Annotated in this window: 13 protein-coding genes; 4 read left to right on the forward strand and 9 right to left on the reverse strand. The window is 58.7% G+C overall.

Features of this window, described 5'->3' with window-relative positions; all coding sequences use genetic code 11:
* Nucleotides 1-9: 9 nt before the first annotated feature.
* The 3 genes from MESS2_RS18200 to MESS2_RS18210 are packed head-to-tail and all read right to left on the reverse strand — an operon-like array spanning nucleotide 10 to nucleotide 2,602.
* Entirely contained in the window at nucleotides 10-699 is a 690-nt protein-coding gene (locus MESS2_RS18200; protein WP_008875865.1) for a sugar transferase, read from the reverse strand.
* Nucleotides 696-1,832, reverse strand: coding sequence for a DegT/DnrJ/EryC1/StrS family aminotransferase (locus tag MESS2_RS18205; RefSeq protein WP_008875866.1), 1,137 nt, complete (start codon nucleotides 1,830-1,832; stop codon nucleotides 696-698). The genes MESS2_RS18200 and MESS2_RS18205 overlap by 4 nt, the downstream gene beginning before the upstream one ends.
* Nucleotides 1,833-1,879: 47 nt before the next feature.
* On the reverse strand, nucleotides 1,880-2,602 hold the full coding sequence (locus tag MESS2_RS18210) for a nucleotidyltransferase family protein (protein WP_008875868.1): 723 nt from the start codon (nucleotides 2,600-2,602) through the stop codon (nucleotides 1,880-1,882).
* A 525-nt stretch (nucleotides 2,603-3,127) separates the two neighbouring features.
* Between MESS2_RS18210 and MESS2_RS18215 the strand changes: the two genes are divergently transcribed.
* On the forward strand, nucleotides 3,128-3,802 hold the full coding sequence (locus tag MESS2_RS18215) for a LuxR C-terminal-related transcriptional regulator (RefSeq protein WP_008875870.1): 675 nt from the start codon (nucleotides 3,128-3,130) through the stop codon (nucleotides 3,800-3,802).
* Between the two features lie 90 nt (nucleotides 3,803-3,892).
* Here MESS2_RS18215 and MESS2_RS18220 read toward each other — a convergent pair whose 3' ends face one another.
* Complete coding sequence (locus MESS2_RS18220; RefSeq protein ID WP_008875871.1) at nucleotides 3,893-5,491, reverse strand: PAS domain S-box protein; 1,599 nt, start codon at nucleotides 5,489-5,491, stop codon at nucleotides 3,893-3,895.
* A gap of 587 nt (nucleotides 5,492-6,078) precedes the next feature.
* Here MESS2_RS18220 and MESS2_RS18225 point away from each other — a divergent pair.
* Both MESS2_RS18225 and MESS2_RS18230 read left to right on the forward strand, forming a co-directional pair.
* A complete protein-coding gene (locus MESS2_RS18225; protein WP_244440023.1) occupies nucleotides 6,079-6,603 on the forward strand; it encodes a helix-turn-helix transcriptional regulator in 525 nt (174 codons plus the stop codon).
* Between the two features lie 245 nt (nucleotides 6,604-6,848).
* A complete protein-coding gene (locus tag MESS2_RS18230; RefSeq protein WP_008875875.1) occupies nucleotides 6,849-7,916 on the forward strand; it encodes an NAD-dependent epimerase in 1,068 nt (355 codons plus the stop codon).
* Nucleotides 7,917-8,318: 402 nt separating this feature from the next.
* Here the strand turns inward: MESS2_RS18230 and MESS2_RS30250 are convergent, their stop codons facing one another.
* The 5 genes from MESS2_RS30250 to MESS2_RS18255 are packed head-to-tail and all read right to left on the reverse strand — an operon-like array spanning nucleotide 8,319 to nucleotide 17,331.
* Nucleotides 8,319-10,544, reverse strand: coding sequence for a lipopolysaccharide biosynthesis protein (locus tag MESS2_RS30250; RefSeq protein WP_008875877.1), 2,226 nt, complete (start codon nucleotides 10,542-10,544; stop codon nucleotides 8,319-8,321).
* A gap of 60 nt (nucleotides 10,545-10,604) precedes the next feature.
* Nucleotides 10,605-12,821, reverse strand: a complete 2,217-nt coding sequence (locus tag MESS2_RS18240; protein WP_008875878.1) for a GumC family protein — start codon at nucleotides 12,819-12,821, stop codon at nucleotides 10,605-10,607.
* A gap of 1 nt (nucleotide 12,822) precedes the next feature.
* Nucleotides 12,823-14,820 (reverse strand): asparagine synthase (glutamine-hydrolyzing), encoded by a 1,998-nt coding sequence (gene asnB / locus MESS2_RS18245; protein ID WP_008875879.1) that lies wholly within the window; start codon nucleotides 14,818-14,820, stop codon nucleotides 12,823-12,825.
* A 4-nt stretch (nucleotides 14,821-14,824) separates the two neighbouring features.
* Nucleotides 14,825-16,108, reverse strand: a complete 1,284-nt coding sequence (locus MESS2_RS18250) for an O-antigen ligase family protein (RefSeq protein WP_008875880.1) — start codon at nucleotides 16,106-16,108, stop codon at nucleotides 14,825-14,827.
* Nucleotides 16,105-17,331: a glycosyltransferase family 4 protein gene (locus tag MESS2_RS18255; RefSeq protein WP_008875881.1), complete on the reverse strand. Its 1,227-nt coding sequence runs from the start codon at nucleotides 17,329-17,331 to the stop codon at nucleotides 16,105-16,107. Before MESS2_RS18255 ends, MESS2_RS18250 begins: the two co-directional genes overlap by 4 nt.
* Nucleotides 17,332-18,194: 863 nt before the next feature.
* On the opposite strand from MESS2_RS18255, the gene MESS2_RS18265 reads away from it, so the two are divergent.
* A partial coding sequence (locus MESS2_RS18265; RefSeq protein ID WP_244440024.1) for a calcium-binding protein occupies nucleotides 18,195-19,148 on the forward strand: 954 nt, incomplete at its 3' end.

Raw genomic sequence — 19,148 nt, forward strand, 5'->3', positions numbered from 1 at the left:
CGTGATACGCTAACCTTGCTCTTGGATGCTGGTTTGCGGCGGCGACGAGGCCCGACCGACAACCGCAAGAAAGCCACGCACCATCCAGACAATGTCCGAGATGATGGTGCGCTGTGGGTAATAGGAAAGGTCGAGCTTGGCCTTGGCCGGAAACAGGACCTCACGGTAGAACAGCAGCGGATCGCCGGACTGCGGATAACAGTGGGCTTCGTTGCGATAGACAACTTGCGCCGGGCCGAGCAAGCCCGGCTTGTATTGCAGGATGTCCTCAAAGCCGCCGTGGAAACAATCGGCGAAGACGAGGCTCTCGGGGCGTGGTCCGATGATCGCCATCTCACCCTTCAAGACGTTCCACAATTGTGGCAACTCGTCGAATTTGGTGGCGGCGAGGATTCGCCCTATCGTCGTCATGCGATCGTCGCCGGCCATCGTCAGCGCGAAGCCATGAGAATCGCATCGCACGTCGAATTTGCGGAACTTGTACATGCGAAAGGGCCGACCGCCCGCGCCCACCCGGGTCTGGGCAAAGAAGATGGGGCGGCCGCCTTCCAGCAATAGCGCCAAGGCAATCACCAGCATCAGCGGGGCGAAGATTATGGCTGCGGCCGCAGCCAGGACAACGTCGATTGCTCGCCTTACGAACCCGTGGCTGGCCCTTGAGATACCGGATCGGTGGAGAGAAAGGTCCAGAGCATTCATGCGGCGGTTCCTGCTTGGGCGCGGCCATTGACGGCGGCGGCAAGAGCCACCACGACCGCTTCCACGACAGGCGCAGTGATCTGGGGATGCAGTGGCAATGTCAGCTCGCGCTGAGCAAAGTCCTCTGTCCGCGGCAAATGGATTCCGGGGAAAAGCTCGCGATAGAGCGTCATCTCGTGCAGGGGCGGATAATGGATGGTGGTTTGTATCCCCTCCGTACGCAGTGCATCGACAACATCTTGCCTGTTGACGTAGCGCGGCAAGAGGACAGGCATGATGTGGTAGGCCGACGTCCGTGGTTCGTGGAACGGGATCGTCACAGCCGGGCAATGTTTTGCCACGAGACGCCGATAGAGCATGACCAGGATACGCCTGATCTCGTTCCATTCCTGTAAGTTCTGCAGTTGGACCAGTCCGATTGCGGCCCGCATTTCATCCATGCGGTAGTTGAAGCCGAGCATGGTGACATCGTACTGCGCCGTACGGCTGTTCAGCCTTTGGCGCGTCCCGGTGGTCATTCCGTGTCCGCGGGCCTGGCGGATTTTCTCGCGCAATTCGGGGTCTCGGGCAATCACCGCTCCGCCTTCCGCCGTGGTCATGTTCTTGTTGCCGTAAAAGCTGAAGGCGGCTGCGGCGCCGTACGTTCCCACCTCTTTCAAGCCCGGCGCATGCGCGGCATCCTCGATGATATGCAGTCCTCGGGCCTGGGCGAACCTCTGCCATTCTTCCCGATTGGCCAGGTAGCCGGCAAAATGCACGAGAATAACCGCCTTGGTGCGCTCCGTGCATCGGGCCTCAGCTTCGGCGATCGACATCAGCGGAACGTCGACCGATTCAATGTCGACAAAGACCGGGGTCGCGCCGACATAGAGAACCGCGTTTGCTGTCGCCACGAAAGTCATCGACGGCACCAGCACCTCGTCGCCCGGACCGATGCCGAGTCCGTGCAAAATGAGATGAAGCGCTGCGGTGCAGGAACTGACCGCGACGCAATCCTCCGCATCGTGCGCCTTGGCGAAAGCCTCTTCAAAGGCTTGCACCTGCTCGCCCATGGTCAGCCAACTGCTGTCGATGACCTTGGACAAAGCTGTTTTCTCCGGCACACCCAAAATCGGGGCACTCACCAAGAGCATTATGACCTCCTAGACTGTTGACTGCGGGACTGGGCTTGGTGATTTCGTCACGCAGCCGTGGCAGTGACCTCGATCGAGGCCGACTGGTCTTCCCAGGAAATGGCCTGTGCACTTTGAAAGTCGTCGACGCGCCCGATATCGAGCCAGAGCCCATCGTGCTTGTACACGTGGACAGGTGTACCGTTCTGCATCATCTGCAGCATGAGGTCGTCGAACCCAAACGGTATGCCGGACGGAATGAACTGCAGAACATCTGGGTTCATGGCGTAGATTCCCATGCTGACCAGATGCGAAAGCGTCGGCTTTTCGCGAAAGACCTGCACAGTGTTGTCGACTTCGTCTATGACGCCGAAGTCCATCTTGTGCAGGCGGGAAGCTGTGGCGATCGTCACCGGATCGTTGTGCTTGCGATGCGCTGCCACAAAGCGGCTGATGCTTAGATCGGTAAGGACATCGCCGTTGAGAACGATAAAGGGTTCGTTCAACTCATCCCTGATCAAGGAGAGCGGTCCGATGGTGCCGAGCGGCTCCATCTCCTGAGTATATCGGATTTTCAGGTTCCATTGCGAGCCATCTCCGCAGACGGTGCGGATCAGATGCCCGAGATACCCGGTGGTGATGTAGACTTCCTGGATACCGTTGCGTCGTAGCCATTTCAGCAGCATCTCAAGGACCGGCCGAGCACCGATCGGCATGAGCGGCTTCGGCAAGACCGACGTGAAGGGGCGGAGGCGTGTCCCCATGCCACCACATTGAATCACCGCTTTCATTTGCTTCTCCCGTGTTCGTTAGGCCTGATCACCATTGTCATGAGCCGGCCACCCTACCCCTGTTCTGTCCAGCATCCGGAAAGTCGCGTTCTTGGTCCCCGGGGAGACCTGTGGGAAATCCCACAGACGCTTTGGTCCGGACATCGTAGACAGGATGGTAAGTGGCGGTCGGGGTGGATGTCGTCGTGCATTCGAATGGTAACGATCCAGCCGTTCTGGTGTTCTATGGCTGAAGCTGTTCTGACAGCGAAATCGACGCCTCTCGAGGCACCTGTCACAAGGTAGGCGTAGGGTGCTGCGGCCGGGGTTCCTGGGCTCAGAACGGATGTCTGACAAGGTCAGGTGGTCCTGTTAACGGCGGTTCAAAAAAAAGAAGCGTTTTCCGTTATCTAGGATTATATTAGCAATCTGGCGTTTGCGGTGTTGGGGCACCGCTGGCGTTGACTGGATGAATTGACGAGCGGATGGGCACCTTTCCAAGTCCGTCGCCGTTCAATTTATCCAGAGTGCGTTGGGGTAGTTCAAATGTACCGAATCGTTATCGCCGACGATCATGGCTTGTATCGTCGTGGCCTGCGGTTGGCATTGACCGCAGGCATTCCCGGTGTCGAGATATTCGAGGCGTCGTGTTTCGACGCCGTGCTCAGCTTGTTAGCCGAGCAGGCTTTCGTCGATCTTGCCGTTCTGGACCTGAACATGCCGGGACTGTTCAACCAGGAAGTGCTCAGCGGCATCCTGTCGGCCTATCCCGATACGCGATTTGCGATCGTTTCCGGGAATGATTCACGCTCGGAGATACTGACGGCTCTTTCGATCGGACTTCACGGTTATATCGTTAAGTCGCAGAGAGACGAGGAAGTCGTGCTGGCCGTCAACGAAATCCTTGCGGGCCGCATCTACGTCCCAGCACTTCTGTCACGCCCAGGTGCGGGGCAAGCAACTCTTGCACCCGTGCCCGCGGAGCAAATCCCGCCCCGACGTACCGCCAGTGCCAACCTTGGCAGGTTGACTTCGAGGCAGCAGGAAGTGCTCAAGCTGATGGCGGAAGGATACTCGAACAAGGAAATTGCACGCGATCTGGAAATAGCCGAAGCGACGACCAAAATCCATGCCGCTGCGGTGCTGCGTGAGCTAGGGGTTCGGAATAGGACGGAAGCTGCCGTTTTGCTGAAGACCTGGCTTACGAAGAACGCCAATTAAAGCGCCACGCCCTTGTCGGACGCACGAATGACGCTCCGGGACTCCAAATCCACGCATTCTGCCTTCCAAAGTCGATTCCGAGCCGACGCGTTAAGGGCCGATTTCCTTGCGCGACAGCTTTAGCGAATATCGCAGCCCGTGATCCGACATCTCCAGCTTGGGAGAATGACCGACAAGCGGCGCTCCATCCACTCCGAGTATCATCGAACCGAAACCGTGACGAATAACATTTGAAGTTCGCCGCCGCCCCGATTCCACCCATTCGAAGACGATGTCACTGCCAGCGTCCTCGGATGCAAAGGTCCAATTCACCTCGATCCGGCCCTTTGAATCGCCAAGTGCTCCATGTTTCATGGAATTGGTCGTGAGCTCGTGCGCAATCATCGCAAAACTCTCGGCGGCGCCTCCCGACATTGCGACGGAAGGACCGCTGACGGATATGTCACGTGTTCCCATATACGGTTGCAATTCCTGTACGACGAGATCGTGGAGCATCGCCGAATGGTTCCCCTTGCCTGAAAGGAGCAGATGGGTTGCCTCAAGCGCACGAATCCGGTCGATCAGCGTCTCCTTGTATTTGGCGATATTGTTGTCGGGAGCATTGACCATCTTCACGAGCGCGGTGATCACCGGGAACAGGTTGCTGAATCTGTGGCGTTGTTCGAGCATGATGCGCTCCCGCTTCTTTGCCGCGGCGCGCAGCAGTGTGGTTTGCCGTCGTTCGGTCAGGTCTGCGGCCACTCCAAGCCGCTGCGCATGATCATCGTGTTTGTCCTCCCTTCCGCGCAGAGCTACCCAGCGGATATGTCCGTCCGGCCGCCGGACGCGTATCTCGACGTCGTAGTTCGTGGCCAGCGCGAGCTTTCCCGACGCTGCCAGCTTTGGCCAGTCCGCCGGATGAACGACAGCTGCAAGTTCCTCCAGGGGGCGGCTAGCGACTGGGGACAGGCCGAGAATGTCCCAGAAAGTGCCCGACCCTGTTACGGTCCCCTCCTTAAGGTCGATCCGCCATGTGGCCAAGCGTCCGGCGGACAAAGCAAGATCCAGCCACTCCTTTTGAGCCCGGAGCGCTTCGTGCGCGGCTCGCCGCTCCGAAATATCGTCGACGACGACAAAGATGCTCTCGGAGAGAACCCCATCGGGCACGGATGAAGACAGGGTCAGCCGGGCCCAGAATGCCGTACTGTCCTTTCTTGACAGACGGACCTCCGAACCGAACGAGGCAAATTCATTACCAAGGCCGGCCAACAATCGTGCCAAGGCGTCGCGGTCGTCCGGATGGACGAGTGTCGTGAGCCGCAACTGGGCAAGCTCTTCCTCCTTGTAGCCTGTCATCTCACAAAGGCGTCTGTTGGACTGTAGAAGCTCGCCCTTCTCGTTGGAGTTTGCGAATCCCATGGCGGCACGTTCGAAGGCCCAGCGGTAGCGGCTCTCGGTTGCTTCGACGGCAGCCAGCCTGGCTTCAGCTACTCCCAGCACCTCATGCAAGTCCTGTCGCAGCCGATGGAACGTCATGGCGATCACCCCGCCCGAGACCAGAAGCAGGATGGCGCGCGCCCAATCCTCGTTGGAAATTTGATCTAGCCCCCGCGCCCATAGGCCGACAGCCACCATCAGAATCGTCGCCGCAAGCGCAGGGGCACGGTTTTCAAGATAGGCAATAATAATAATAGCGGGAATAAATTCCAAAAAAACTCGCGTTTTCTCCAATATATACTGATGATTTTATTGAAAATACCAGTGTAACGATCAATACCAGGAGAGAGGCAAGATGAGTCAGCATTCCGCCTGACGGGTTCGAATTTGACCGAGGCGGACGCGAATTCATAGGCATAGACTACAACCTTCGGACTAGCCCGTCGAGACTAGAGCAAGAAACGTACAACCTAGTACGACTGCCGGATTGCCACATCACTATCGTGGAGCGCATTTTATCAAGGGCGGGGGGAGCATGACTTCGGTCAGAACTCCTCAGAAGATACAGGATTTCTAAATGGCGGGCGACATTTTTGTCAACCGGCATGCAGGAAACTGTTTTGTAAATCCCGAACAAATTACTTCGGGCTGGCGAAACTTTTTGGCAGGGGGTTAAAATGACATTTATTGATAGGCATACCGAGGCCGCTAGCGGCCGATACATTGTGATGAGGACTAAGTATGACCGTGAAGCGAATGCGAGACGGCCATCTTATACTTATTCTTCGGACCGCACATCAAATCGATCGGACGCAGAGGTCGGCGAGCCAAAGGTACGCAGTCTGGAATCCATAACCGGCATGCTTGATCGCATCGGCTGCGGCTATCTCATCCTGAACCGCGAAAGGAAAGTGGTCGAATGGAACGCAGCCGCTCAAACCACGCTGGAGCGTCAGGGCGAAGCCGCTGAAACAGCAGGCGAGCTTTCGGCCGCGTTAAGGCGTCTGATCGCGAATGTTCCGGCTAATTTCGTGCCGGGCTCACTGTCCTGGGTTGTGATCCGCAGCGCGGGCGACAGGCCGGTGATATTGAACGAGACGGGGGCTATCGCTCCTGATGGTACGAGCATTGTGGCATTGCTCGACCGCGAGAGCAGGTCCGGGCCAAATCCGCAAACACTTCAAAAGATGTTTGGCCTGACGGGCGCGGAAACGAATCTCGCTTTGCGCTTGGCCCAGGGTGATGCGCCCTTGGAGATTGCCCGCAGTTGGCGGCTCAGCCGCACTACCATTCGTTCCCAGCTTGCCTCGCTCTTCGCCAAGACCGAAACGAAACGTCAGGCTGAATTGGTCGCTCTTCTGGGGCGCATTTCCGTTCTGCCCTAGAGCGCCGTTTTGAGCCCGTCGCCGGGCGGTGTCATCCGCCCGGGACAAAGGCAACCGGAATCAGGTCCGTTTCAACACAGTTGAGCATCTGGCGGCGCCAACCGCGCCCGCCCCGGTAAGCCGGCGTACGATTTCAGCGACGGGATCTCGGGAGACGAATCCGAAAGGCGACAATTCGAAAGGCCGACAAGTTGGGCAATGATCCATATAACAAATCCGCTCGATCGCAATCAGATCGCTCCGTGATGAGCCTGGCCCGAAACGGACCAATCGTCGTCACCGGCGCGGCCGGCTTCATCGGGTTTCACGTGGCCTCGCGGCTCTTGCATCTCGGTGTGGAAGTCGTGGGCGTCGATAATTTCACACCCTATTACGATCCGAGACTCAAGGAAGCGCGATTTGCGCGTCTCTGTGCCGAACCGGGGTTCATTCCATTGCGAATGGATCTGGCGGACCAGGCGGGCGTAAAGTCGCTTTTTTCAGACTTTCGGCCGTCGCACTTTGTGCATCTCGCGGCTCAAGCCGGCGTGCGTTATTCGCTGCTTGACCCGCACGCCTATGTGCAATCGAACATTGTGGCCTTTCTCAATGTGCTCGAAGGTTGCCGGCACGTCGGCGTCAGCCACCTCGTCTACGCCTCGTCGAGCTCCGTCTACGGCGCTAATCGAACGATACCTTTTTCTGAACACCATGGCGCCGACCATCCCGTCAGCTTCTACGCCGCAACCAAGCGTTCAAACGAATTCATGGCACATTCCTACAGCCATCTGTTCGGCCTGCCCGCGACCGGATTGCGCTTCTTCACCGTTTACGGCCCCTGGGGGCGACCCGACATGGCAGTCTACATATTCACGCGCGCCATCATCGAGGGGAAGACAATCGAAGTGGCCAATGCCGGACGCGTCTGGCGAGACTTCACCTATGTCGACGACATCGTCGAGGGCGTGGTTCGAACGCTCGCCTCACCGCCAGGGGCCGATCCGATTTGGGATGCTTATGCGGCTGATCCTGCTACAAGTTCCGCGCCGCATCGCGTCTACAATATTGGCAATGACCGGCCCGAGGAGATCAATCGGCTGATTTCGATCATCGAAACGACCGTTGGCCGTCGTGCACTGCGCAAAGATGTACCTTTGCCACCAGGCGACGTTCTGGAGACTCGCGCCGACGTCAGTGATCTTCGCAATGCCGTCGGTTTCACACCGGCAACGGCGCTCGAGGACGGCGTCCAGCGATTTGTCGAATGGTATCGAGACTTTCATGGGATCGATGCTGAGGCGCGCACACAGCAACAAACCCTGCTGCATGTGTGAGAACACGAATGCATGTTGTCTAAAAGTGTGCAACGGTTTTGGGGCACCGGCATGCATAAAAACAAAGACTTAAGCGCGTTGCGTGGATCCCATCACGCGACGCGCTTTAATCGCGTCGGCCGCATCTGTCGAGACAGCGACGCCCGAGCGTAGCGAATACGAAATTGAGATCCAGGGCCACACTGGCCGCAGCTTCGGAGTTGCCAGGTCGGTGAAAGGTTTTCAGCTTGAGGCCCTGCCCTCGCGATCGCCCACAGAGTAGACGTCCTCTGGCGCATTCCGCTCAAGGCGGCCAAAGCCCGATCGGCAAACCCTTCGAATAGGCCACGCTGTAAAAGTCCCCTGCCCCGGCGGGTGAAAGTATCGAATCTGACCGATCAGAGCAGCTGCGACAGCTCGCGGTCAGTGTAAGAACCAGTATCGCAGCTGGCGGTTAACCGTGCCCGTTTTGAGCGAGGTCAGCGCAAAGAGCAGCCCCGGCATGATCTTCAATCGTTTGCTGATGAAGATCGCCATGGCCACGTTCCAGACAGCCAGGGCAAGCGCGAGGCCTATTGCGGCGCCCATTGGACCGTAGAGCTCGATTCCCACCGCACAGCCTATGAGGCCGGCGGCCGCGCCGACGATCATGGCTACGGCCGCCGCCCATTCGTTGCCGGTCATCGTCAACAGGTTCAGCTGCGGTCCGCACAGTGCGACAGCGACATATCCGAGCATCAGCACCCGGGCGATGGGCGCTCCCGAGCTGAAATCATCACCGAACCAGCTCATGAGAGGCTTGACGATCACAACCAGCGGAACAGCCATGGCAATGGCGCCGCAGGCCGAAAGTATCGAGGCGCGTGAAAATAGCTGCTGCAGACCCTTGCGGTCGCCTTGGGCATGAAGGGCCGCCGCCGCCGGCGAAAACATCACCCCGACAGCAGCCACCGAAAGACCCACAAGCAACGCGACGTTCAATCCCAAGGCGAAGATTCCTGCATCTTTGATATGACCTGTCCAGCCCAGCACCATGACGCCGGCGCGGTTGATGAAAACATCAAGTCCGGCCATGAGCATGATTGGCGGAACCACGGCCCACCATTCTTGCGATGCGTCGCTGGGCTCGGTTTGCCGCAGGCCGGTCGGCTGAAATCTCGTTGCGAGGATATACACCAGTGCGACTGTAATGCCCGAGCTTATCAGCACCGTCTTCATCACCAAGGTGGCGTCAAGGGTCCACGATCCCGACAAGGCCGCCACTCCCAGCAACGTCAACAGCAGGCCGTCACGCACGATGCGTTCCGGCAAAAGGGCCGAGACACCGCCGCCGAAAGAGCGAACAAGCGATGCGCCCAAGGCGTAGGCGGTGACCAGTGGCACCGCCGCCATACCTAGAAGTTGGCTGATTTCCATTTCCTTCTGAGAAGGATCTGAGAAGTAAAGGATCAAGGCGGCGCCTGTGACGCCGAACAGTGTTGCCGCCGCCAGCGCCCTTTGCAGGGCGAACCTGATGACGCCGTGCGCCAGGTCAAGCCGTCCTTTGGCTCTGTAGGCGGACACGAAGCGCAACAGGGAGATATTGAAACCAAGTGTTGCAAGATAGGCAAGCACGGAGGTCCAGGACAGGACGTAGGAATAGATACCGTAACTGGTGGAACCGACGAGGCGCGCAATCAACAATTGCGCCAGGCTGGTCAATCCCGCGCCACCGACGTAGATCATAAGAGCGAAGACGGTAGCGTAGCCGAGGCTTCGGCCCATGTCTTGGCTGGGGCGGTCTTGGCTGGGGCGCGAAACGACATCTGCCGCGGCAACAGGGACAGCAGGATTTCGTGCCGTCTTCACAACTCCATAGTCGTCGAAGCTGTCATCGAATACCTCATGATCCTCGCTGCCTTGAACTCCGGGTCGACCTCCGGCTTGCAGGATTTTCGAGATTATCTTGTGCCCGACACACTCAATGCCTTCCAACGAAGACCGATTGTTGAGAGTATGGACCGGAATGATTTTCCGGTCGGAATCGGCCAGAATATCATTCAGGCTTTCAAACACCCCAAAAGCGCGCATGCTGGTGTCAAAATCAGCTTCGAACAGGCGCTCCGCAGGCGCCTCATGCCCCAACCGCTGCTGCAGGCGTGTCTCCACGATCGAGCGTGGCGCAACAACTCTGAGTGTGAAATCGGCCGTGGGCGCGAGGCTGAGGGCCTTTGTGAGAGCGACTTTGTCCGCGGCCCCATTGAGCATTGCCAGCGATGCAACCGCCTGGACATAACCCTGATCGAATATGACCACGTCCCTGGATTGCTTCGCCTCATCCCAGCGGCGCGACAGTTTCAATATGTGCTGCCAGAGCCGGGCCCGCCATATTCGATTTTTTGGCGGGATCGTTCTCGTCATGGAAAGCGACGTCGAAAGGTCTTTGATCCTGCCTCTCGGAGAGAGCAATATTTTCAATGTTGAAAATATTGCCAATAAAATCCTGAAAATAGCCAGAAAGATTCCAAGATCGACGCTCGATCCCCTTTCGCGAGGCACATGACCGGGTGCGACCCTGGCGTTGTAGCCCTGGTCGCGCAGTCGCCGTGCAAGAGCGTGAGCAAAGGTCCTCTTGCCGGATCCAGGCGGCCCGAAGAGTTCGATGATCATGGGGTCAAATCCGATCGATTTTCGTGACTATCGTTGCTTGGAGGCCGCTTGTGACGCTCATCACGCTTTCTCGAGCAAAAGATCAGCGCTGTCCCCGAAATGATAGCCGGCGTGCTTCTTGAGATTGACCTGCGTGAGAACGCTCCCCACTGGGACCGAAACCGACGCATCGCTCGCAAGCGGTTCCAGAACACCACGCGCGATGCTGCGTCGTGTCTTGCCCCAGCGGATGGCGAAAAGAACCATGTCCGCCCAGCCTGTCAGAAGCCCCGCCTCCGGTCCTCCAAGTCCCAGCGGTCCATTTATGATGACGATGCTATAGATCGACTGCAGCTCATCCGCGAACATGGCACTGTCGGCCGTGGACAGCAGCGCCAGCAGATCCTCCGATGGCGCAAGAGCCATGAAGTCGATTCCGATTTCAGGCATTCCGGTAGTTGCATCGTGCAAGGCACAGCGGTCACTCACATAGTCTCCGAAGAAATTGTGTGGCCTGCGCGCTGTGAACTCGTCCAGAAATTCCTTGGTGAGGGGCGAGCTCGTGCCGTCGAGATCGAGGAAAAGCACCCTGCCGCCCAGTCGTGTGGCGGCCAAGGCCAGGCTCCATGCAAGCTCCGTCTTGCCATCATCCCGTACGCTGGACGTGACGAGAATGACATGCGACGAGCGATCCCTCGCCGGCTTGGGCGCCGCCGCGACAAGCAGGGACGTTACGGCGCGGCTGTATCTGGACTTCTGCTGGCCTAGAACCAGCTGCTGCAGTCGCTTGGCGTGCATTGTGGGAGCTTGGGGTATCAGCCCCAGGCACGGAATCCCGAGCGCGGCTTCTGCTTCGGCTTCGCCGCGCAAAGTCTGATCGAGACGGTTGCGAAGAACGACGAAGACCCCGCCGATGAGGCCAAACACGACCATGCCGGGTGGAATAAGAAAGATTGGCGATAGGGTCCTTGGATTCGTCGGCGGCCATGCGGCTGAAAGGACCGAGACTCCGGCCGAGGGCGATGCAATGCGCTGTTTCAACTGCTGCTGTTGCGTCAGGAGTTGATTGTATCGCTGCGTCAGGATACTGACCTGCGGCTCCAGGGCACGCAGCCCGGACAGCCGGCCGGCTGTTTCGGCGCCAACCGCGTCGAGCACGCTCTTGCGTGTGTCTAGAGTGGTGACCTGGGCACGATAGATCTCCGCTTCCGCCGCGATACGGGCCGTGCCCTGTTCTATCTCGAGGTTGATCGAATTGGTCAGATCGTCATTTGCCTCGCCATTGGCTTGCCGAGCCGCCAGGTCGATCAGCACCTGTGACCCCATCGCTTCGGCGAGCGCGGTGACCGGCGCCCCTTTCTTCCGCAGGTCCTGAATATGTTGAAGGCGGGCTTCCGTGGCGGACAGATCCGCTTTCGACAAGGAAATCTGCTGGCTGAGTTCGGCCGTCTCCCTGGCGGCACTGTCCGCCGCACCTTGGTCAACGGCGCCATGGCTCAGCCGATACTTCTCCAGACGATCGGTCGCCGCCGCCAGATCGCTTTGCACAGCCGGCAAGGCGGCGACGATCGAGTCGAGCTCCAGCTTGTCCGATGCCTGGTGTCTCTTTGCGAGATCATCGATGTACAGTTGGGCGAAGGTATTAGCCACCATGGCGGCTCGCGCCGGATCGTTGTCGGTGAAACCTACGGTGATGACTCTCGATCGCAGTTCCTGCCCGACCCTCACGTCCTTTCGCAGCGCCTTCAGTTCAGCCGCATCCAGATCTTCCGGCTTGCTCTGCGGCCAAATTCTGCTCCACAGACCACCTCCAAACGAGTGCGAATTGGATTGACCGTCGCGAGCAAGGGCGGGGGAGGAATCCCGAGTTGCCGGATCACCTTGTTCGGTAGTGCTTCCCGCGTCCATCTTGCGCAGCGCTGCCACCACACGACGCAGATGCCCCTGCGACGAGAGCATGGTTATATGATCGTCAATACTGGCTTCCAGCATCTCTGGAGCAATTTCCGTGCCGTTAGGTCCGCTCCTGGTGGGAGCATCGAGAATGATTTGCGTGGTCGCTTCGTACTCGACAGGGCGAATAAAGCCGGCAAGCCCGGCCAGGACACCGCCCAGTACGACCATGGTTAGCAGGAACCATTTTCGCCTCGCCATGGTGGTGAGAAGTTGCTGCAAGGGGTTCTCGGTTTCCACCTGCTCACGTAGCGGCCGCCTCATACGCGGCTTGGCCTCACGCGCGGTTACATGCATCTCAGTCGCACGCGGAAGTTGAATGCGGCTGATTATGGAACCTTCCATCTTACACTCCTGCCAGTTCGAAAATGCGAGACAGATCCTTGGCTGGCGCCGATGGCCGACCGGCCTCGTTACGCCATGCCTGGAACATCAACGCCGCCCATAAATCACGAGAATGATCCTGCCTGCCGTCCATGTGATCTCGCCAGCACGTCTCGACCTTTGTGAAGTCGAAGATACCGTCTCCGGAGAGCCGCATATCGGCGATAAGATCGCTGGCCCAGATGCGCAGCGGCCCTCTCAGCCACACGGCTATAGGGACGTCGAAACCATGCTTTGGTCGATCGATCAGCCGCTCCGGAACATAGCGATGCAGCAACTGACGAAGGATCCATTTGCCTCTGCCATGGCGAACCATCACATCCGCCGGCAGGCGCCAGGCGAATTCGACAACCCGATGATCGAGAAGCGGGCATCGTCCCTCGAGGCTGTTGGCCATGCTGGCGCGGTCCAGCTTCACCAGTATGTCGCCAGGCAGATAGCCGACCATGTCGTCGTACAGGAGACGCGACAGCAGGCCATCAAGCTGTGCCGTGCCATTGATCGATATCGGTGGTCTATGGTGAGTGAGGTTTTCGGTCGATGATCCCGTCAGTCGCTGATACAGTTCATCCTCATCCGCCGCCGAGAGCAGCCGCGCCAGGCGATCCAGCCGGTCGCTGCGCAGTGCATGCCGGGCATGGGCCGAAAGCGGCAGCTTGCTGACGAGATCGTGACGGGCTGCACGAGCAAGCAATCCAATACCTGTCGCAAGCGTCTGACGCATCGGCAACGGCAGCCCATGCTGCCGGTTCACTCGGGCCGCCATGAGGTGGCGAGCGTAGCCGGCAAAGCATTCGTCGCCGCCGTCGCCCGACAGAGCCACCGTGACGTGCTGGCGGGCGAGCCGCGCCACGAGCAGCGTTGGTATCTGCGATTCGTCGGCGAACGGCTCGTCCCAGGTCTGTGGCAGTTCTGGAATGATGTCGCGCGCGGAGGCGGGCGACAGGTGAAGTTCGGTATGGTCGGTGCCCAGATGTCGGGCGACCTCAGCGGCGTGTGGCGCCTCATCGAATCCGCCTTCTCCGAAAGCAATCGTGAACGTGCGCACCGGTTTTTGCGATTGAGCCTGCATCAGCGCGACAACGGCAGAACTGTCGACGCCGCCGGATAGAAAGCCGCCCAGCGGCACATCGGCGACCATGCGTTCCCGGACGGCAAGTCTCAGCAGCTCGTCGAGCTGATTTGTCAGCTCTTCGTCGGTGCCGGCGATTGGTTCCCGCCGACCTTTCTCGGCGACATCGGCCAGCGACCACCACTGCCGGATGTGGTGCGAAAGGGACGCGGCACTGCGTCCGCCAGCAAAATCCGCCGCCGTAATAGACAGAACGGAACCTGGCGGCAGCTTGAACACGCCCTGCCAGATGCAACTGTTGTCCGGTACCCATCCCCTCGACAGCATCGCCGCCGCAGCATTGAGATCGAGCTCCTGACGGAAACCTGGAAAACGGTTGATTGCCTTTAACTCGGAGGCAAAAACCAATGCATCGCGTGTTGAGGCGACGTAGAGTGGCTTTTTGCCCATTCGGTCGCGGGCGAGATGAAGGGTTCTCGTCTTCCGGTCCCACAATCCAAATGCAAACATGCCGGCAAAGCGCTTGAGCGCTGCGTCGAGCCCCCAATTTTCGATCGCGCACAGCATGACTTCAGTATCGCTGGTGCCGCGGAAACAATGGCCCGCACTTTCAAGTTCGTGGCGAAGATCTCGGAAATTATAGACCTCGCCATTGAACGTAAGGACATATCGGCCACTTGCCGAACGCATCGGCTGATGTCCAGCCTCCGACAAATCGACAATGGCCAGACGCCTGTGACCGAACGCGACGCCGGCTTCACGATCGGACCAGAATCCTTCGCCGTCGGGCCCACGGTGACGAAGCGCAGTCGTCATTCCCGCTATGGCCTTCAGCGGCTTCGCGTCGGCCGCCCCCGGTGCTAGGAGAATTCCGGCAATCCCACACATCCCGTTACCCCGCGTAGCTATAAGGTCGATTGGGGGTCACTGAAGCTGCTCGCGACGTTGGAACTGTTCGCGTCGTTCCAACGACCAGGCATAGGGTGACCGCAAACCACACGATCGGGTGTCGGACGATCAGGTGCGGAAACCCGTAAAAAAGGATCGACAACATCAACGCCAACAGGGCATCGTGCTTCGCACGCCAGGCGGCCAGGGTGGCTGAGCCAAGTATCCAGAACAGTGCCAGGACCGCAATCAGACCACCTTGAGTATAAGTATCGAGATAGGTGTTGTGGGCCTCGAAAGGTTCGCGCTTAAACTGTTTATAGACCGCGAGGGGGCGGTCCACATGCGGGCCGGGTCCAAGGCCCAGAGACCCTGAAGTCACGCCCTTGTAGAGTGCATCGGTCCAGAGGCTGAAGCGAAGTCCAGCAGTCTCCGTTGTCTCCTCGCCGCCCCCACCTCGGCTGAGGCCCTTGGCGATATCTTCGACGTTGCCAAACTCCGAGACGACATAGGGTGCCATCGACATCCCCAGGGGAAGAAAGCCGATCGCCAACAGCAGGGTCACCTGGCGGAAAACAGTGACTTTGTTGCCGGACGCGAACCATGTCCGAACACGCAACCCAAGAAATATCAGGAGGGTAAGGATGCTTGTAAGAAGAAAGGTATCACTCTTTGTCAACTTCCCGACAAGGAAGGTCACACCAATGCTGCTGATCCCAAATAGCCTTGCCCATGGATTGCGGGCGGTCGTTGCAAGATACAACGCCAGCGGACCAAAGAGCGCGCAATAGAGCGCCAGTTGGTTCGGATTTTCGGACCAGCCGACGAAGCGATCCCAGAACCATGGGTCGACACCGGGTTGGTGGATAAAACCCCACCCGAGCGCCAGCTGAAAGAGAAAGCACGCATTCGCTATGCCTATCACCCACCAGGCGGTGCGACGTAGATGAAGTTCGGCCTCGGGCTCGGCCGCGGAGAGGCAGGTGACGCAGGCCAACAGCACATAGGCTGTCATATCGTGGACGGGCGCCGCAAGTAGTTCAACCGAGGTCAACAATCCAGTGATGAGACCGACCCCCCAGGCAAACGTCATGATCACCCAGAAGGTCACAAGGCGGTACAGGGCCGGCGTGGCCTCCAGGCGACCACCCATGACTATTCGGCCGATCGACAGCATGATCCAAAGCGACAGCAGCAATTCGGTATATCCGAAAGGCATTCCTGGAATGCTGAGCTGCGCGGCGTAGGCCATCGCAATGCCGCCGGCCAGCAAGGCGTCCCGGATCATCGGCGCACCCCACCCATTTCGGGCTCTGCGGCGTCCTTTTCGAGCAAGATCGGGGACACAGGTCGAGCGAGATCGCCATGGGATTTGGCGCTAAGGACGTTTTTGTACAGATCGCTATACTGGTCGACGACCCACGGCAGCGAGAACTGCTCCCGCACAAGTTCAACGGAACGACTGCCCATGAGCTTTCCGCGTTCGCGGTCGGACAGGACGTCTATTATCCGAGACGCCAGGCCATCGGCGTCGTGCGGCGGAACGAGGTAGCCGTTCCATCCGTCTTGAACCACGTCGTTGCAGCCGGGCATTCTCGAAGCGACGATCGGCAAACCTGCCAGTCCTGCTTCCAGCAGCACGCGCGGGATCCCCTCCCGATACTCTGTGGGAAAGGCGAACATATCGGCCATGCCAAGAAGGGCGGGAACGTCGCGTCGCGGACCCAAGGCGATGACATTGGGGGCATAGCGATCGATCTCCGCCTTATCGACGGCAAACGGGCCCTCGGATTCCCATGGACCGACGAGCACGACACGCGCATTCGGCCTCTTGGACAGGATGCGTGGAATTGCTTTGAGGAGTGTTGGGATACCCTTCTGACGGGTCAGCCGACCGACAAAAACGATGACTTCGGCGGACTGGTCGAGCCCGAGATCTTCGCGCATTTTCATCGCCGGCGGTGCAAGATGCCTTGCCATGGCGAACGCATCGACATCGATTCCTGAACCGCGGATCAGCCCTCCACTGCCGCGTCGGATTAACCTGTAGCGCTCAAAGAAGGCCTGATCGTCCCGATTTTGGAAAACCGTCGCGGCAGTCCAGAAGGACACAAGTCCTTGCAGTCCGCAAAAGATTGGACGCAGAGCCAGAGCCCGCGGCTCCAGCGACGAGAACGTCCAGCCCAGGCCATTGATCGTGCGGATGACGGGAAACTTTCCGCGCGCCGCAAGCGGCGTCAACAGGTTCGGCTTGGTGTCGAAGCTTTGCACAACGTCCGGCCGGAGTTCCGACATCAATTTTCTGATCGTTTTGACCGTGGCCCATTGTCCAGTGCCGCTGGAGAATCGGTCGAAACCGTACTGGCGATGCGGAATGCCATGCCGCAAAAACGCGGCTTCACTGCCACTCGAAACCGCAGTGACCCGAAAACCCTTTTCGCGCAGCGACATCAGGAACGGGATTCTCAGGGCGTGGTCCTCGCCTCCCACACATACGAGATGCGGATTCATCCTGCCTCCCCTGACCCTGCGCCATACCCTGATGGCGGGCAGTGGCCTGCTTTCGATTCTGCTTGCATGCTCTTGGTTTCGCCATTTGTGCGCGTATGTCGCCAAGGTCACGGTAGGGGCAGGCTGGTCTACTGTCCTCGTCTGTTTAGATGAGGCAAACCGGGTTTGGATCGCGCTGCGGCTCACAGGTCCGAAAGCTTTGGCGTGGATCAACGCTCCGAGCCGGCAAACTCAACCGCCTGGCGCTCGCAACAGCCATGTGGCTGGGCCTTCGCAACACGCATACCGTGACGGTGGAAGAACCATTCGCGCCCCGAAACCGCACTTCGGTCAGAACCTTGCATCGAGAGAAGGTGCCTCCTGACGAGCGGCTGATAGGCCGAACTCAGCCACATGCGACTCGGTAACCCTCGGCTGCCGAAGAGACCGAGCGGCAGCCAGCGCCTGCCATCCATGTCCACAACAAATTCGGTCGCGATGGTGAGCATACAAATCTGGTTCACACCCTGCTTTAGTCTCCGCCAACCTTACCGGCGGCCTCACAGATTTTGCGAGGCACTAGCAAAGATTCTGTATATTAAATGCGCCTTAAACATAAATTACCGATCTGGTTGGCACTAGCTTAGTATATTGGTGAAAAACCGTGGTTTAATTAAGTGACGATCAAGAATGTTATCCGCGAAGGAAGCGTATTTTTTGCTGCAGTTTTATGTTGGGTCGCGACAATCCGCTTTCCGACGCTCAGAAATCCATCGGCGATCAATGATTCTATCAAAGGGTGTCGGTATGTGATTTGTCGCTAATATATGCCTCTAGTAGGCAGGCAGCAGCGGGGCGCTACCGAATCAGACAAAGGATTGTAGATGGCTCTCCACTTTACCGCTGGCGGTTCCGCCAGCGAAGTCGCAACCGCCGGCTTCAACCTGGTTGATGTTCAAACCGTCGAGCAGCTCAACGAATTGCCAGAGGGATCGAAAGGCCTGATCTGGCTCAACGAGGGCGAAGGGGTAACCCAGTCCTTTATCGACAAAGTCACCCCCTTCATCGGCAATCCGAAGCTGTATGGGTTTTTTCTCGTCGATGAGCCGGATCCCACCGGCAAGTACCACACCAAGGTGGATGCGGCCGATCTGAAGGCGGAATCGGACTATATCCATTCCCAGGTGCCTGGCGCCAAGACCTTCATCACCCTGATGGACATGGGCTCTGCCGCAAACCCGAACTATTCCAACACCTACAACCAGGCCAACACAGGTATCGATCTGTTCGGCTTGGACCCTTATCCGGTGCGCACGGGCTCAAGCACCGTCGACTACGACATGATCGACAGATCCGTGGCGGCCGCGGTGGCCTCTGGCATCCCGATCAGCCAGATCGTTCCGGTCTATCAGACGTTCGGCGGCGGCAATTGGACGACCAATACGGGCGGCAAATATGTCATGCCCTCGACGGACCAGTTGCAGACCATGATGGACCATTGGGAGAAGCTGGTCCCCAATCCCGCCTTTGATTTCGCCTACGCCTGGGGCCAGCAAGAAGGCGACACCGCGCTTGAGAACTCTCCGACCCTGCAGGCCTTCTTCAGGGAACACAATCTGAGTGATGCCGGGACATCGACTGACCCCACAACGCCAACTGTTCCCACCACGCCGACTGACCCCACAACGCCAACTGCTCCCACTGCGCCGACCGACCACACGACGCCAACTGCCCCCACCGAGCCAACTGCCCCCACCGAGCCGACTGCTCCCGCCGAGCCGACTGCTCCCACCACCCCCACTACGCCCACTACCTCGCCTGCCAATGATATTTCGGAT

Origin of the sequence: Mesorhizobium metallidurans STM 2683, assembly GCF_000350085.1 — a bacterium.
Taxonomy (GTDB): Bacteria; Pseudomonadota; Alphaproteobacteria; order Rhizobiales; family Rhizobiaceae; genus Mesorhizobium; species Mesorhizobium metallidurans.